The following is a 16147-nucleotide window of genomic DNA, read 5'->3' as shown; positions in this document are numbered from 1 at the left end:
GCACCTGGTGCTAAATATTTTCCGGTTAGGTGTGCGGCGTGGCCAAGAACGGTAACGGTAAAACAGGCAGACAAAAATTATTGCAAAGGTACCTGGAGGGGAATCCTTTTTTGACTGACGAAGACCTTGCCCAGATTTTTAAGGTCAGCATTCAAACCGTCAGGCTGGACCGGGCTGAACTTAAAATTCCGGAAATGCGTGAGCGCGTAAAAAATATGGCCCGGGGCATTTACCGTAATTTGCGGGCCATTGAAGAGGATGAAATCGTTGGTCAGTTGGTGGATATTGAGATAGGGCGGGAAGGTTTGTCCATACTCACTGTTAACGAAACAATGACCATGAGTAAAACAAGGGTGCTGGATGGCCGCTACCTGTTTGCCCAGGCCAATTCACTGGCCCTGGCTCTGATTGATACCGATGTGGCGTTGACCGGCACCGCCAAGCTAAGTTTCAAAAGGCCTGTATTCAATGGTGAAAAAGTACTGGCCAGGGCGACTATCACCAGGAAAAAAGGTAATAAATATATGATAAGAGTTGCTTCCCATGTTAAGGAAGATTTGGTATTTCAGGGTAAACTGTTGGTTTTTGACTTATCCGAGGAGGTCAATAATCTTGAAAATAGCCCTTGACGCCATGGGTGGCGATCATGCTCCACGGGAGATAGTGCGTGGTGCCTGGGAATTATGCCGGGAAACCGGACAGAAAGTTATTCTGGTGGGAGATCAAGAAATTTTAAATAAGGAGCTGGAATTGCTGGGATCCTGTAACGGGTTGGAAGTATTCCATGCGCCGGAAGTAATCAGCATGGACGAAGCGCCGGCAACGGCGGTAAGGCGCAAGAAGAACGCTTCTGTTGTTATTGCAGCAGAACTTGTACGCAGCGGTGAGGCCTCCGCAATGGTTTCCGCCGGTAGTACAGGGGCCACCATGGCGGCAGCGCTGCTGCGGCTGGGTAGGATCAAGGGTATAGACCGGCCGGCCATTGCCAGTGTATTGCCGGTGGAACAGGGAATTACCATTTTGCTGGACGTGGGTGCGAATGTGGATTGCAAGCCGAAAAACCTGCTGCAATTTGCAATTATGGGCTCACTTTATGCGCAGAAAATTTTAGGTATACCCAGCCCCAAAGTTGGTTTGGTCAATGTCGGCGAAGAGAGCTCCAAGGGTAATGAACTGACTCTGGGGACTTACCCGCTGCTGGCTGATTCAGGACTTAACTTTTATGGAAACATTGAAGGCCGGGATGTATTCCACGGGTCGGTGGATGTGGCTGTTTGTGACGGTTTTGTAGGAAATGTTGTGCTAAAAACAGGCGAAGGGCTGGCTGCCGCTTTGATGAATATGATTAAAAAGGAACTGCAGCAAAGTGGAATAGCCAGGCTGGGCGCCGTTTTGTCGTTACCGGCGCTGAAAAATTTAAAAAGGAGACTGGATTACTCCGAATATGGCGGTGCCCCCTTACTGGGAGTTAACGGGGTGGCGATAGTTTGTCATGGTAGTTCCAAAGAACTTGCTATCAAGAATGCTTTAATCAGGGCCAAAGAATCGGTGGATACAGGGCTGATCAATGCAATTAGTGACAGCCTGGTAAGCCAGGCAAGAGAGGTTGATATTGCCGATGGTAGGTGAACAAAAAATAAGGGCCGGTATTGTAGGACTGGCAACATACGTGCCGGAACGGGTGTTAACCAACAGTGACTTGCAAAAGATGGTTGATACCAGCGATGAGTGGATCGTTGCCCGTACCGGCATCCGTGAAAGAAGGGTGGCCGCGCCGGAAGAAGCCACTTCAGACTTGGCCTATCAGGCTTCAGTAAAGGCGTTGGACGATGCAGGTGTCAAACCGGACGAAATTGACTTAATCATCACGGCCACAAACACACCGGATATGATCTTCCCTGCGACGGCCTGCTTGCTGCAGGACAGGTTGGGTGCGAAAAACGCCGGCGCCTTTGATTTGCTTGCAGGGTGCACGGGCTTTATCTACGCCGTTTCTGTGGCGTCACAGTTTATTGAAGCCGGTAATGCCAGCACGGTGCTTGTGGTTGGGTCTGAAGTCCTGACCAAAATAATGAATTGGCAAGACCGTAACACTTGTGTTTTATTTGGTGACGGCGCAGGTGCGGTGGTAATCAGGCGGGTGCCCGGCGACAGGGGTATCTTATCCAGTGCACTGGGCGCAGACGGCTCCGGCGCCTACCATCTTTATATGCCGGGGGGTGGCTCAAGACACCCCATATCTGCGGAAGTTATCGAACAAGGGTTGCAATTCACCCGCATGAACGGCCGGGAGGTTTTTAAATTTGCCGTGAGGGCCATGGAAGAAGGCTCGGCTAAAGTCCTGCAGCGGGCTGGACTGAGCGTGTCGGATATTGATTTTTTAATTCCGCATCAGGCCAATATCCGTATTATCGAACATGCCGCCAAAAAAATGAACCTGCCGATGGATAGGGTAGCTGTCAACGTAGACAGGTACGGTAACACCTCAACGGCGTCAATTCCACTTGCTCTGGAAGAGTCATTGAACAGTGGAAAAATTAAAGACGGGGATATCGTAATTATGGTGGGTTTCGGCGCCGGTTTGACCTGGGCCGGAATGTTAATGAAGTGGTATGATTACAGGCGATAAAGAGGTTTTAGGGGAGGGAGAGTCTATTAGAACTCGCGTTTGCGATTTGCTGGAAATAGAGTACCCTGTATTACAGGGTGGGATGGCTTGGGTTTCAACTGCGGAACTTGTTGCCGCTGTCAGTGAAGGGGGCGGGCTGGGCATTATCGGTTCGGGTCAGGCTCCGCCAGACTGGGTCAGGGAGCAGGTTAGGAAAACCAAGGCATTAACCGGCAGGCCGTTTGGAGTAAATGTGATGCTGCTTTCACCCTATGCTTCCGAAATAATGGAGCTGCTGGTGGAAGAAAAAGTGGCAGTTGTGACTACGGGGGCGGGAAACCCTGGCAAGTTCGTGGAGCTATTGCACAGCGCAGGGGTAAAAGTTATCCCGGTAGTTTCATCTGTGGCACTGGCGAAGAGACTGGCCCGTTCCGGTGTGGATGCACTGATAGCCGAGGGAATGGAATCGGGCGGCCATATCGGAGACTTAACCACCATGGCCCTGGTGCCCCAGATAGTTGATGCGGTAGAACTACCTGTTATTGCAGCCGGAGGTATCTTTGACGGCCGGGGTATGGCAGCGGCAATAATGCTGGGCGCCGAGGGCGTGCAGATGGGAACCAGGTTTATGTGTGCCGCTGAATGTACAATCCACGCGCGGGTTAAGGATATGGTGATCAAGGCAAAAGACAGGGATACCATAGTGACCGGGCGGCCTACGGGTCACCCCGTCAGGGTTTTAAAGAATAAATTGGCCAGGCAGTTCCTGGAGCTGGAAGAGCGCTGTGCCGGCGGCGAGGAGTTTGAAAGATTGGGCGCAGGGCGCTTAAAGCTGGCCATGCAGGATGGAGACGTGGAAATGGGCTCGGTTATGGCCGGGCAGGTATCCTCAATGGTAAAAAAGATACAGCCGGCCCGGGATATTATTACAGAAGTTGTGACCGGGGCGGAGCAGGCGATAAAAGGTGCTTACAGCAGGGCGGTGAGTTAAGGATGCTGGCATTTATCTTTCCGGGGCAGGGCTCCCATTTTGTGGGTATGGGTAAAGTATTTTATGATCAGTATGCTTTTGTCCGGGATATTTTTGCAGAAGCCGACCGTGCCCTTGCTTTTCCGCTGACAGAGTTGGTTTTTGCAGGTCCCGGGGAAGAGCTTATGAAAACTGTTAATGCCCAGCCGGCTATTTTAACTGTTAGTGTGGCTATGCACGAAATACTAAAAAGAGAGGGGTATAAGCCGGATGTTGTTGCCGGCCACAGCCTGGGGGAATACTCGGCCCTGGTGGCTGCCGGTGCACTGAATTTCCCTGACGCAGTGCGTCTGGTCAGGCTGCGCGGCCGGCTTATGCAGGAGGCTGTGCCCCTGGGACAGGGCGGGATGCTGGCGGTCCTGGGACTGTCGCAGCAGCAAGTTGTGGAAGGCTGCCGCCAGGCATCGGTATTTGGTGTTGTTGAAGCAGCTAATTTCAACTGTCCCGGGCAGGTGGTGGTGGCAGGGGAAAGCAAAGCACTGGAGCGGGCCAGGGAAATATTTAAGCAGCTGGGCGCCCGGCGGTGCATTCCACTCCAGGTTAGCGCCCCCTTTCACAGCAGCCTGATGGCTCCAGCCGGCGCCAAGCTGGCCCCGGAACTGGACCAGGTGGAAATCAAAGACCCCGGCATACCCGTTATCGCCAATGTGAATGCAGATTACGTCAAGACCGCAGCCGGCGTAAGGGATGCACTCATTAAACAGGTTTCCGGCCCGGTGCTCTGGGAACAATCAGTTTTGCGCATGATAGAGGGCGGTGCCAAGGTATTGCTTGAAGTAGGACCGGGGCAGGTGTTAACCGGGCTGACCAGGAAAATAAATAAAAATGTTACCGGCGCCAGCTTTAACGAACAATCGGAGCCGGCTGCCATATATGAGCTGTTAAAGGAGGCGGTATAAATGGAACTCGAAGGCAGGGTGGCCATAGTAACCGGTTCCTCCAGGGGGATAGGCAGGGCAATTGCTATTGAGTTGTCCAGGCGCGGAGCCGCCATTGCGGTTAATTACGCCGGTAATGCCGCGGCGGCACAGGAAACCGCCGCCGTCATAACCGCCGCCGGCGGGCGGGCTCTGGCCGTCCGGGCTGATGTTGCCGACCAGGAACAGGTTGAAGCGATGATGAAACAAATCTTGAATGAATACGGGCGGCTGGACATTCTGGTGAACAACGCCGGGATAACCAGGGATAACCTTTTGCCGAGGCTGCGTGAAAGTGATTGGGATGCGGTGCTGAACGTCAACCTTAAAGGAGCTTACAACTGCGCCAAAGCGGTTATGCGCCCCATGCTTAAGGCAAGGTGGGGGCGCATAATTAATATCAGTTCGGTGGTCGGTTTGACGGGCAACGCGGGTCAGGCCAACTACGCAGCTGCCAAAGCCGGGCTGATCGGTTTCACCAAATCCCTGGCACGGGAGCTGGGCTCGCGCAGCATTACCGTCAACGCCGTTGCTCCCGGCTACATTATGACCGATATGACGGACGGCCTGGCGGAAGAAACCAAAAGCAAGATGCTGGCCGGCGTTCCTTTGAACAGGTTCGGCAAACCGGAAGAAATTGCTTCCGCTGTTGCTTTTCTGGCCGGGGAAGGGGCCGGGTATATTACCGGCCAGGTTATTGTAGTCGACGGCGGCATGACCATGTAAGCACATATTACGGGGACATTACGGGGACCACCGGCTGCGCTTGCAATGACAACAAGGGAAATTGCGCATAGTGCGGAGGGAACCACCGGAGCGCCAGATACAAGTAACGTGAAAAACGGAGCTAAACTCCGTTTGATGATACTTGCCAAGGAAACAAAGCTTGAAAGGAGGTGACACAGTGTCGGCAGTATTTAACCGCGTTAAGGAAATTATCGTGGAACAGCTTGGTGTCGAGCCGGAAGAAGTAAAATTGGAAGCTTCTTTTGTGGACGACCTGGGAGCGGATTCCCTGGATATAGTTGAACTGATTATGGCCCTGGAAGAAGAATTTGACCTTCAAATTCCGGATGAGGATGCTGAAAAGATTCGCAAGGTGGGAGAAGTAATTAAGTACATTGAAGAACGCAAATAAACTAAAAAGCCCTGCCGGCAACAACCGGCGGGCTTTTTTAAAAATATATATTTGCACCGGGGAGGTGCGGTTTTGACAAGCAAAAGAGCAGTAGTAACCGGAATCGGTGTTGTTACTCCGCTGGGAAACAGCCTGGAGGTATTTTGGAATAATCTGATAGAAGGCAAAAGCGGGGTTGGGCCGATTACGCGTTTTGACACCAAAGGTTATGACAGCACAATAGCGGCCGAAGTAAAAGATTTTAATCCCAAAGATTTTATTGACCATAAGGAAGCCCGGCGGATGGACCGCTTTACCCACTTTGCCCTGGCGGCAACTGCTATGGCGGTGGAAAACGCGGGGCTGGATATTGATCGGATTAACCGCGAAAGGTCCGCAGTAATCCTGGGTACCGGGGTCGGCGGGCTGCAAACTCTGGAAGATCAGCACAAAGTGATGCTGGATAAGGGGCCGGGCCGGGTCAGCCCGCTTTTTATCCCCATGATGATAGCCAATATGGGTGCCGGCCAGATAGCTATTAAATACGGGCTGCGGGGTTGTAACGTTACAACTACAAGCGCCTGTGCTTCCAGCACCAATGCTGTTGGTGAGGCTTTTAGGTTGATTCAGCGCGGGCAGGCCGACGTGGTGATCAGCGGGGGAGCCGAGGCCCCTGTAACGCCTCTTGCCGTGGCGGGCTTCTGCTCGATGAAAGCCCTTTCCACACACAACGATGATCCTGCCGGGGCCAGCCGTCCTTTTGATGCCGGCAGGGATGGGTTTGTCATTGGCGAAGGGTCGGTTATTCTGGTACTGGAGGAAATGGAACACGCCCTGGCCCGGGGCGCCAATATACTGGCGGAAATTACCGGCTACGGGACTTCCTGCGACGCCTATCACATTACCGCCCCCGACCCGGAGGGGGCCGGCGCCGCGCTGGCAATGAGGATGGCCTTACAGGATGCGGGTATACAACCTGCTGGTATAGATTATATTAATGCTCATGGTACCTCAACTCCTCTGGGAGATAAGCTGGAAACCGTGGCTATTAAGGAGGTTTTTGGCCGGCACGCCTATAAAATGGCTGTCAGTTCCACCAAGTCCATGACAGGGCACCTGCTCGGTGCAGCCGGGGGCCTTGAGGCCGCCGTGTGCGTGTTGTCAATCAACCGGGGGATTATTCCGCCCACTATCAATTTGGAAACACCGGATCCCGATTGCGACCTGGACTATGTGCCCAACACGGCACGCAAGGCTGAAATTGCGGTTGCCTTAACCAATTCTTTCGGGTTCGGGGGGCATAACGCCACGTTAATTTTCGAGAGGTTTAATCTTGAAAGGACAGCAGCTGAAAGGGTATTATAATATGAGTCAAGACCATCCGGAACTTAATGAACTCCAGCGGAAAGTGAATTACTTCTGGCAGGATAGCGATCTTTTACACCAGGCGTTGGTCCACAGCTCATATATCTACGAAAACAAGGACCGGGGAGACAAGCATAATGAGCGCATGGAGTTTTTGGGAGACGCCGTGCTGGAACTGATAATCAGTGAATATTTTTACCGGATTTGTTCTGAAAAATCGGAAGGGGAACTAACCAAAATGCGTGCCATGACCGTATGCGAGCCGTCGCTGGCGGAAGTGGCGCGCCGCTTGAACCTGGGCCAGTTCATGCTGATGTCCAGGGGGGAGGAAAAGTCCGGCGGCAGGGACAGGCCTGCATTGCTGGCGGATGCCTTTGAGGCTTTACTTGGATCGGTTTACCTCGACGGGGGGCTGGAGGAAGCCCGCAAGGTGGCTTTATCCCAGTTAAGCGATGTCATTGAACAAGTTATTGCCGGGCAAGCAATACGCGATTACAAAACAATGCTGCAGGAATATTTGCAAGGCAAGTCTCAGGACCCGATTTCGTATAGTGTCATTGACGAAACCGGCCCCGACCACGATAAAACCTTTACCGCTGTTGTTGAATACCGGGGTAACATTATGGGCAAGGGCCGGGGCAGGACCAAGAAAGAGGCGGAACAGCAAGCAGCCAGGATGGCTCTGGAATCCTATCTTGGGAGGTAAGCTATGGGTTTTTTCGGTAAGCTCAAAGAAAGCTTGACAAAAACAAGAAAAAACTTTGTGGAAAAAGTTGAAGCAATTGTCACGGGCCGGAAAATTATAGATGAAAGCCTGTATGAAGAATTGGAGGAAACTCTAATCCAGGCCGATGTCGGCATTGACACTGCTTTGGAGTTGGTTGAAAATTTGCGGGCCGAGGTGAAAAAACGCAAGATCGGCAACCCCGAAGAACTGCCTGCGGTGCTGAAAGAACTGATTCAGCAAGCATTGGGTGAAGAAACAGGCGGAATAGAAACCGGTGCCGAACAGCCCTTTGTAATAATGGTGGTTGGGGTAAACGGTGTGGGGAAAACCACCACTATCGGCAAGCTGGCCAATTTTTATAAAGAGCAGGGTAAAAGCGTGATCATGGGAGCTGCTGATACTTTCCGGGCAGCAGCCATCGACCAATTGGAAATTTGGGCCGACCGGGTTGGGGTTCAGGTTATTAAGCACACGGAGGGCTCGGACCCTGCGGCGGTGGCCTTTGATTCACTGCACGCAGCTAAAGCCCGCAAGGCCGACGTTTTAATCATTGACACTGCGGGGCGATTACATACCAAGAGCAATTTGATGGACGAACTGAAAAAGGTCCGCAGGGTGATTGGCCGGGAATTACCCGGTGCACCTCACGAGATTTTACTGGTAGTGGACGCTACCACAGGTCAAAACGCCATCAGCCAGGCCAAACTTTTTAAGGAAGCAGTCGATGTAACGGGATTGGCTTTAACTAAGTTGGACGGTACGGCCAAAGGTGGAGTTGTTGTTGCTGTGAGGCAAAGCCTGGGCATTCCAATAAAAATGATTGGTGTCGGAGAAGGGATTGACGATCTGCGGCCCTTTAATGCCAAGGAATTTGTTGACGCGCTGTTTGCCAAAAGCGATAAAACAGAAGTGCAGGCAGTATAGTGGAATGGGTACACACCTCCTCTTTGGGGTAATAAATATGGGGTCGGAGGAATGTCCCCATAAATCACGCGGGCGGAGCTGGTCCAGCCCGCTTTTTTACATTGGGCGGAGCTGATTCAGTTCGCCTTTTTGTTTTTAGTCCTGGACTAAGGTTAAAAAGAAAAAGGAATGATTGGAAAAAACGCGAATAGTAGGTAATGTTAGACGTTATGCTAATAACAAAAGCGAATGGGAGGGTGCCCATGAATGCAAAAATAGCTATAATTGGCGGCACTGGTGTATATGACCCGAATATTCTCACAGATATCGTTGAAGAAAATGTGGACACACCTTTTGGACGGGCTAAAGTAAAGATAGGCACTTATCTAACGAAACGGGTGGCCTTCATGGCCAGGCACGGGGAAGAGCATACCGTTCCCCCGCACCTGGTAAATTACCGGGCCAATATTTACGCCTTGAAAATGCTTGGAGTAAAAAACATTTTTGCCACCGCGGCGGTAGGTTCACTCAACCCAGAGATGAAACCAAAGGATTTTGTTTTTATAGATCAGTTTCTTGATTTTACCAAAACAAGGTCCCAGACGTTTTTGGAAGATGGGGTAGTCCACCTGGACATGACAGAGCCCTATTGCCCCAGGATAAGGAAAGCACTGCGTGAGGCTGCGGAAAAACTGGGTTTGGCCCATCATAGCCACGGTACGTATGTGTGTGCTGAAGGGCCGCGCTTTGAGACGCCGGCTGAGATTAAGATGTATAAACAGCTTGGCGGTGACCTGGTTGGCATGACCAGTGTGCCTGAAGTGGTTTTGGCCAGGGAAGCCGGCATTTGTTATGCCACTATTGCCATGGTTACTAATTTTGCTGCCGGGATATCCCCGACTAAGTTATCACACCAGGAAGTAGTGGACATTATGAATGAAAATGCCCAAAATTTACGCAACCTTGCCATGGAGGCTATTGCCAATCTTAATGAGGATGAAGCTTGCCTGTGCATTCCTCAGGAGGATCCTGCTGCTTTAAAATAATTTGATCAACCGGGTATCTGCTATTGTTATTGCAAGCCTGGCCGAGATCCTGGCATCAGCTTGTTGATATTCAGCTTTGAATCTGCTGTCATTGCGAGCGTAGCAAAGCAGTCCCAGCTGCGGTTAGCCAATCAGATGCCCAGTTTTCATCATCATAGCCATCTTGTTTATCAGCTAAGGGGGAAGGAACTTGGAAACCATGCGGTGGTCCAATGGCTGCCTGGAAATACTGGATCAAACCAAGCTGCCGGGTAAAGTGGAATATATAAACTGTACTGAACACAGCACTGTCTGCGATGCCATTAAGCGCCTGAGTGTGCGGGGCGCCCCGGCCATCGGCGCGGCGGCGGCATACGGCCTGGCACTTGGCGCGGCATCTGTTGGTGCTGCCAACAGGGAAGAGTTTATCGCAGCAGTTGAAGATATCGCTGGAGAGTTGGTTGCTACCAGGCCGACGGCAGTTAACTTGAAATGGGCTGTAGACCGGATGCTGGAAAAGGTAAAGGGTTGCGATTGCCAGGCTGTGGACGAATTAAAAGCAATACTGTTTTGCGAGGCCGATGCCATCTATAACGAGGACCTGGCAAGCAACAGAAAAATGGGTGAATTCGGCCGGGAACTGGTGCCGGATAATGCGGCGATTTTAACGCACTGTAACGCCGGGGCACTGGCCACGGCCGGGCTGGGAACCGCCCTGGGGGTGATCCGGGCCGCCCGGGATGCAGGTAAAAAGGTTAGTGTTTACGCTGATGAAACGAGGCCGCTGTTGCAGGGCGCTCGCCTGACCACCTGGGAGATGCTGCAGGAAAATATTCCGGTTACACTGATCTCTGATAATATGGCCGGCTACCTTATGTCCCTGGGTAAAGTCGACCTGGTAATTGTGGGGGCGGACCGGATTACCGCCAACGGAGATGTTGCCAATAAGATAGGCACCTACGGGGTAGCTGTCTTAGCCAAAGAACATAATGTACCTTTTTATGTGGCTGCCCCTATGTCCACCATCGATTTTAATCTGGTTTCAGGAAAGGATATTCCCATAGAAGAACGTGCAGCCGAGGAAATTACTCATTTCGCCGGTGTAAGGGTGGCGCCGGAAGGAGTCGGGGTATGGAACCCGGCGTTTGATGTTACTCCGGCCCGTCTGGTTGGCGCAATCATAACAGACCGGGGAGTGGCAAGGCCGCCTTACGAGCAATCACTGGCGAAGCTGCGCTCGCAATGACAAAAGCGCCAATTCCGCAATGACATAAGCAGGAGCTGCTCGATCAAATAAAAATTGAGGTGATTTTTATTGTCCGATTACATAGTGCGCGATATTAATTTGCATCCCGGGGGAAGGCTGAAAATAGACTGGGTTAGGGCTCATATGCCCGTGCTGAACGTCCTGCGGGAGGAATTTGAAAGGGACAAGCCCTTCCAAGGGATCAAGCTGGCCATGAGCATCCACCTGGAAGCCAAGACGGCATACCTGGCGGAAGTTCTAAGCGCCGGGGGAGCCGATGTTTCCATCACCGGCTCAAATCCACTTTCTACCCAGGATGACGTTGCGGCCGCCCTGGCCAAAGAGGGTATTAAGGTCTACGCCTGGTATGACGCCACCCCGGAGGAATATAACGATCATCTGCGCCACGTGCTGAATAACCGCCCCCAGATAGTGATCGACGATGGCGGAGATCTTGTGCATCTTTTGCACACCGAATTGCGGGATAATGCGCCTGAGGTGTTGGGTGGAGCTGAGGAAACCACCACAGGAGTTTTAAGATTACGGGCATTGGAAAAACAAAATAAACTTCTCTTCCCAATGGTTGCGGTCAATGATGCCAGGTGCAAGCACCTGTTCGACAACCGTTACGGCACCGGTGAATCCACCTGGTCGGGGCTATTGCGCACCACAAACCTGGTGGTGGCAGGCAAATCGGTTGTGGTTATGGGTTACGGCTGGTGCGGCAGGGGGGTGGCTTTACGGGCCAAAGGCCTGGGGGCTAATGTGATCGTGTGCGAGGTGGATCCTGTAAAAGCCATCGAGGCCTATATGGACGGCTACAGTGTGATGAACAGCTATGACGCTGCTGCAGTGGGCGATTATTTTATAACGGTAACCGGCTGCCGCGATATACTGCGCAAAGGACACTTTAAGAGAATGAAAGACGGAGCCATTATGGCCAACGCCGGGCACTTTGATGTGGAAATCAATATTCCCGAGCTGGAGCAAGCTTCAGTATCCCGCCGCACAGTTCGTGCCAACATCGAGGAATTTTTGCTGCCCGATGGCAGGCGCCTGTATCTTTTGGCTGAGGGAAGGCTGGTCAACCTTGCCGCCGGTGACGGACACCCGGCAGAAATTATGGATATGTCTTTTGCGCTGCAGGCGCTTTCCGCCCTGTATATAGCCCGAAACGGCAAGAGGATGGAAAATAAGGTATATAATGTTCCGCCGGAGCTTGACCGGCGGGTGGCCGAGTTAAAGTTGAAATCACTTGACCTGACCATAGATTCGTTATCGGAGGAACAAAACAAATACATTAATGATTGGCAGTTTGAATAATATTTGCGGGGGAGCAAAATATGACTGTAGCAGTGGAAAAAAGTAAGGAAATGGTGCTCAAAGCCGGATCGCGCATGGCCTGTGCAGGGCTGGTAACGGGTACATGGGGCAATATCTCCGCCAGGGTGCCGGGCGAAAACCTGTATGTTATCACACCAAGCGGGATTTCTTGCGACAGGCTGAGCAAATCAGACCTGGTTATTGTTGAGTCCGGCGGCAGGGTAATCGAGGGAGAACGAAAACCCTCTACGGAGCTCAAACTGCACCTTGCGATTTATAACGCCAGGGAAGATGTAACGGCCATAATGCATACCCACAGTACTTTCGCCAGTGCCATGGCCGTAGCCGGACAGACCCTTCCCCCTATTTTGGAGGACCTGGCCCAATTAGTGGGAGGAAAAGTGCCGGTTACACGCTATGCCCGGGCCGGTACACCAAACCTTGCGGCTGCTGTGCTGGAAGTGTTGGGACAAAGCAATGCTGTGCTTTTGGCGAACCATGGTGTTGTTGGGATGGGGAGAAATTTAGAAGAAGCCTTTCAAGTTTGTATGGTGGTCGAAAAGGCGGCCCAGGTGTATGCTTGGGCCTCATTGTTGGGGAAAGTCAACGAGATACCTAAGGAAGAGGCACTTTTGCTCAGGGATTTATATATAACCTCTTACGGCCAATCGAAAAACTCTCAACCTGCCAGATCTTAAACTTGTAATCAGGCCTTAGTCAAAACAGACAGACCCGGGAGGTTTTAACATGTCGAATTTGTTGATCAAGTGTATGGCCGTGCTCACTATGGCTGGAGAGGACAGAATTATTCACGGCGGAGAAATAGCGATACGCGGCAGGGAAATCTATTATGTGGGAGCAGCTGGTTCTACTCCAGGTGATTTTGAACCTGAGCAGGTACTGGACTGCCCTGGGATGGTGGCAATGCCCGGGTTGGTCAACTGTCATACCCATGCCGCCATGACCATGCTCAGGGGCTATGCCGATGATATGCCTTTGATGCAATGGCTCAAAGAAAAAATTTGGCCCATGGAAGAGCATTTAACGGCTGATGATATTTATCAGGGTACATTGCTTAGTTGCGCCGAAATGATTAAGGGCGGCACTACAACTTTTGCCGACATGTATTTTGAAATGGGCCAGGTTGCCAGGGCGGTAGAGGAAAGCGGCCTGCGCGCGGTGTTAAGCCGGGGCATGGTCGGTTTTGGCCCCAATGCCGAGACAGCAATGCGTGAGAGCATAGAATTTATTGAACAGTGGCACGGCGGGGCCGGCGGGAGGATTGCAGCCTGGTTTGGGCCGCACGCGCCGTACACCTGCCCGCCTGACTACTTGAAAAGAGTAATTAATGAAGCAAAAAGGCTTGGAGTTGGAATTCATATTCACCTGGCCGAAACTTTAGATGAAATTAAAGAAATTAATGAAAAATATGGTCAATCGCCTGTTATGCTGATGGAGGAAACCGGCCTGTTTGAATTGCCGGTTTTGGCTGCCCACTGTGTGCATCTAAATGATCAAGATATTGAAATTCTGGTCAAACGTAAGGTAGGGATAGCCCATAACCCCCAGAGCAATATGAAACTGGCCAGCGGCGTGGCGCCGGTTATTAGCTTGTTAAATGCCGGGGCCACGGTTGGACTGGGCACTGACGGCGCGTCCAGCAACAACAATCTGGATCTGCTGGAGGAAGTGCGTGCCGCTGCTTTCTTGCAAAAAGTCACCGCCGTTGACGCCAGCGTGCTGCCAGCTTACCAGGCATTAAGCATGGCCACTGTGGGAGGAGCTAAGGCGCTGGGTTTGGAAGGTCAAATTGGGTGCATCAAGTCTGGCTTCAGGGCTGATATTATACTATTTGACATGCAAAAGCCGCATCTTTGCCCCTTGTATGATATTTACGCGCAAATTGCCTATGCCGCGCTCTCGTCAGATGTAGATACAGTAATTGTTGACGGGCAAATTGTCATGAAAAACCGGCGTATCCTGACACTGGATGAGGAAACTGTAATGCAGGCCGCGGGACGTAGCGCCAAGGCGCTGGTGGAAAGAAAAATCGCAAGCCAAAAGAGCAGTTAGACACCCCATGCCGCTAACTCGTCACCGGCAGTGCGATTGAGTTCGCTTGCTGCGCTCGCAAAGACAGTAAGAGAAATTGCGCAGCGTGCAAAGGGAACCATTGGAGCGCCAGATATAAGTGACTTAAAAATTTTTTCATGTAAAACAAGAAAACGGCAGGTTTGTGAAAACGTAGACACCGGCTTATTGCAGTTTAATGTTGAAATAATGCATCAGGCGCAGCTTTTATTGCCTCTGGGTAATGGTATGGGTAACATTTATACAATACTATTGGGAAGGGGTTTGCTTATGCAGGAACGGGTTAAAACCGTTAGGGATTATATGGTGCCGTTTTCGGATTACCCCCGGGTCAACCATAATACCACCTTACATGAAGCCGTTAATATTATCACGCAGAGTTCCAAAGAAAAAGGTTACCGGTGGCTGGTTGTAATGGATGACGACAATGAAATTGCCGGTTTTCTAACCCTGCGCAACATTTTTGAGGCTGTTAGCCACTTGGCCCCCAAAGCCAGCGGAATGTTTAGCATTCTTACGAGCCTGAGCAGACATGATCTGTTTTACCTGGAGGGGGTTCAGCTGATTAAAGATACCCCTTTAAAGAAATGCATTAAACCGCTGGTTAAGGTTTCAGTGCATGTTGATGATCCCCCCGGAACTGCCGCTGAACTAATATTGACGCATCGTATCACCATAACTCCGGTAATGGATGAACAGGGTAACATTGTAGGAATCATCAGGCCGATTGATTTGCTGCCGTATATAAAAGAATTGTTTGATAATGCACCGGAAAACTAAAACCAAAGTTAGTGCTTCGCTCCCAGATTAAGGCAGGATATTATTTTCTATAAGTTAAAGCCGGGATATTCCCGGCTTTAACAAATTAGTCATTACTGGTTCATTACTGGTTCATTACTGGTTCCATCTTACATACCAGTTATTATTACATTTCTGTAAGCCCCATAACCCGTCAATGGTTTCACCGGTAGAGCAGTCAGTATATCTTACTTTGTAGTAAACAACAGCGGCATCCGTGGTCCTGGTCACAACCCGGCTATCTATAAAGTCAATGGCACCCCAACTGGTGGGTGTGCTGATGGCATTTAACAGGTTTTGGCAAAATAAATCAATGTCATCAGGGTGTATGGTTTCCATAAATTTTTTGTGTAATTCCAATTTAACCTTTGGCAGGTTATATAGGTCAGTAGTAAGGTATTCCTGCAATTTGCTGGTGATAAGGTTGTTTTCGCTGGCATCACCTGCTATTAGAGGGTCGGAGAAAATTAATATCGTATTTAACTGGGCGTAATCTACAACCGGGCAGCCAAGGACATTTTGAACAAATTCCAGGGGAACGTATACTGTTTGATTGTGTAGCCGGGGACTGTTCTTTAACGTAAGCTCAACCCCATCAACTTGTACCCTTGGAGAGTCAAAGCTAAAATTAATCACGTTTTTACCAGTGGTTATAGCGCAGCTGGAAGCACCGGCGCTTATTTGCACTTTTGTGTCTGTTAATTGATCAATTATTGTTTGAAGAAGTATATACGTATTTCCATTACTGGGGGAAACAATACATTGGCCGGTTATATCAATCCCGTCATAAAAAACGGTAACCGGTTTAATGGTAGCTGGAGAATCACTGGGCAAAATTTGATTTTTTAACGCCCGAGCCGTTCCCGGCCCCAAAATTAGAATTATTAGCACGGAAATTATAGCCGGTAGCTTGGCCAATTTCATGAAAACACCCTCTCAAAATTATAATGGTATAATAAGTATTTTACTAATATGGGAATATATTACAATAATTATC

17 protein-coding genes are annotated in these 16147 nt (G+C 50.7%); 16 read left to right on the top strand and 1 reads right to left on the bottom strand.

Translation table 11 applies throughout. From position 1 onward, the window contains the following. The first annotated feature begins 38 nt into the window (after positions 1–38). The 16 genes from fapR (at position 39) to H569_RS18890 (ending at position 15132) form a co-directional block, all read left to right on the top strand. Complete coding sequence (gene fapR / locus H569_RS0101815) at positions 39–629, top strand: transcription factor FapR (RefSeq protein ID WP_027363574.1); 591 nt, start codon at positions 39–41, stop codon at positions 627–629. Then, positions 613–1629, top strand: coding sequence for a phosphate acyltransferase PlsX (gene plsX / locus H569_RS0101810; protein WP_027363573.1), 1017 nt, complete (start codon positions 613–615; stop codon positions 1627–1629). The genes fapR and plsX overlap by 17 nt, the downstream gene beginning before the upstream one ends. Next, complete coding sequence (locus H569_RS0101805) at positions 1619–2629, top strand: beta-ketoacyl-ACP synthase III (protein WP_027363572.1); 1011 nt, start codon at positions 1619–1621, stop codon at positions 2627–2629. Before plsX ends, H569_RS0101805 begins: the two co-directional genes overlap by 11 nt. Beyond that, entirely contained in the window at positions 2613–3599 is a 987-nt protein-coding gene (gene fabK / locus H569_RS0101800) for an enoyl-[acyl-carrier-protein] reductase FabK (RefSeq protein ID WP_051273115.1), read from the top strand. The genes H569_RS0101805 and fabK overlap by 17 nt, the downstream gene beginning before the upstream one ends. A 2-nt stretch (positions 3600–3601) precedes the next feature. Continuing rightward, positions 3602–4537 (top strand): ACP S-malonyltransferase, encoded by a 936-nt coding sequence (gene fabD / locus H569_RS0101795; RefSeq protein ID WP_027363570.1) that lies wholly within the window; start codon positions 3602–3604, stop codon positions 4535–4537. Further along, the gene (fabG, locus tag H569_RS0101790) at positions 4538–5281 is read left to right on the top strand and encodes a 3-oxoacyl-[acyl-carrier-protein] reductase (protein ID WP_027363569.1); all 744 of its coding nucleotides are present in this window, start codon (positions 4538–4540) and stop codon (positions 5279–5281) included. Positions 5282–5459: 178 nt separating this feature from the next. Beyond that, positions 5460–5693 carry an acyl carrier protein gene (gene acpP, locus H569_RS0101785; protein ID WP_027363568.1) on the top strand — a complete coding sequence of 78 codons (234 nt, stop codon included), beginning with the start codon at positions 5460–5462 and terminating at the stop codon, positions 5691–5693. A gap of 72 nt (positions 5694–5765) precedes the next feature. After that, the gene (fabF, locus tag H569_RS0101780; RefSeq protein ID WP_034629168.1) at positions 5766–7037 is read left to right on the top strand and encodes a beta-ketoacyl-ACP synthase II; all 1272 of its coding nucleotides are present in this window, start codon (positions 5766–5768) and stop codon (positions 7035–7037) included. Between the two features lies 1 nt (position 7038). Further along, entirely contained in the window at positions 7039–7743 is a 705-nt protein-coding gene (gene rnc, locus H569_RS0101775; RefSeq protein ID WP_027363566.1) for a ribonuclease III, read from the top strand. Positions 7744–7746: 3 nt separating this feature from the next. Next, complete coding sequence (ftsY, locus tag H569_RS0101770; protein WP_027363565.1) at positions 7747–8688, top strand: signal recognition particle-docking protein FtsY; 942 nt, start codon at positions 7747–7749, stop codon at positions 8686–8688. A gap of 242 nt (positions 8689–8930) precedes the next feature. Beyond that, entirely contained in the window at positions 8931–9713 is a 783-nt protein-coding gene (gene mtnP / locus H569_RS0101765; protein WP_027363564.1) for an S-methyl-5'-thioadenosine phosphorylase, read from the top strand. A gap of 190 nt (positions 9714–9903) precedes the next feature. Beyond that, positions 9904–10938, top strand: a complete 1035-nt coding sequence (gene mtnA / locus H569_RS0101760; RefSeq protein ID WP_027363563.1) for an S-methyl-5-thioribose-1-phosphate isomerase — start codon at positions 9904–9906, stop codon at positions 10936–10938. Positions 10939–11007: 69 nt separating this feature from the next. Beyond that, positions 11008–12261, top strand: a complete 1254-nt coding sequence (locus H569_RS0101755; RefSeq protein ID WP_027363562.1) for an adenosylhomocysteinase — start codon at positions 11008–11010, stop codon at positions 12259–12261. A 20-nt stretch (positions 12262–12281) separates the two neighbouring features. Continuing rightward, positions 12282–12959 carry a class II aldolase/adducin family protein gene (locus H569_RS0101750; RefSeq protein ID WP_027363561.1) on the top strand — a complete coding sequence of 226 codons (678 nt, stop codon included), beginning with the start codon at positions 12282–12284 and terminating at the stop codon, positions 12957–12959. A 49-nt stretch (positions 12960–13008) separates the two neighbouring features. Further along, positions 13009–14334 carry an amidohydrolase gene (locus H569_RS0101745; RefSeq protein ID WP_027363560.1) on the top strand — a complete coding sequence of 442 codons (1326 nt, stop codon included), beginning with the start codon at positions 13009–13011 and terminating at the stop codon, positions 14332–14334. A gap of 36 nt (positions 14335–14370) precedes the next feature. Further along, entirely contained in the window at positions 14371–15132 is a 762-nt protein-coding gene (locus tag H569_RS18890; RefSeq protein ID WP_034629164.1) for a CBS domain-containing protein, read from the top strand. A 114-nt stretch (positions 15133–15246) separates the two neighbouring features. On the opposite strand, the gene H569_RS0101735 is transcribed toward H569_RS18890, so the two are convergent. Further along, the gene (locus tag H569_RS0101735; protein ID WP_027363559.1) at positions 15247–16074 is read right to left on the bottom strand and encodes a stalk domain-containing protein; all 828 of its coding nucleotides are present in this window, start codon (positions 16072–16074) and stop codon (positions 15247–15249) included. Positions 16075–16147: the final 73 nt, after the last annotated feature.

Origin of the sequence: Desulfotruncus alcoholivorax DSM 16058 (assembly GCF_000430885.1) — a bacterium.
GTDB classification, from domain to species: Bacteria; Bacillota; Desulfotomaculia; order Desulfotomaculales; family Desulfallaceae; genus Desulfotruncus; species Desulfotruncus alcoholivorax.
This window is presented reverse-complemented; position numbering and strand designations above follow the sequence as displayed.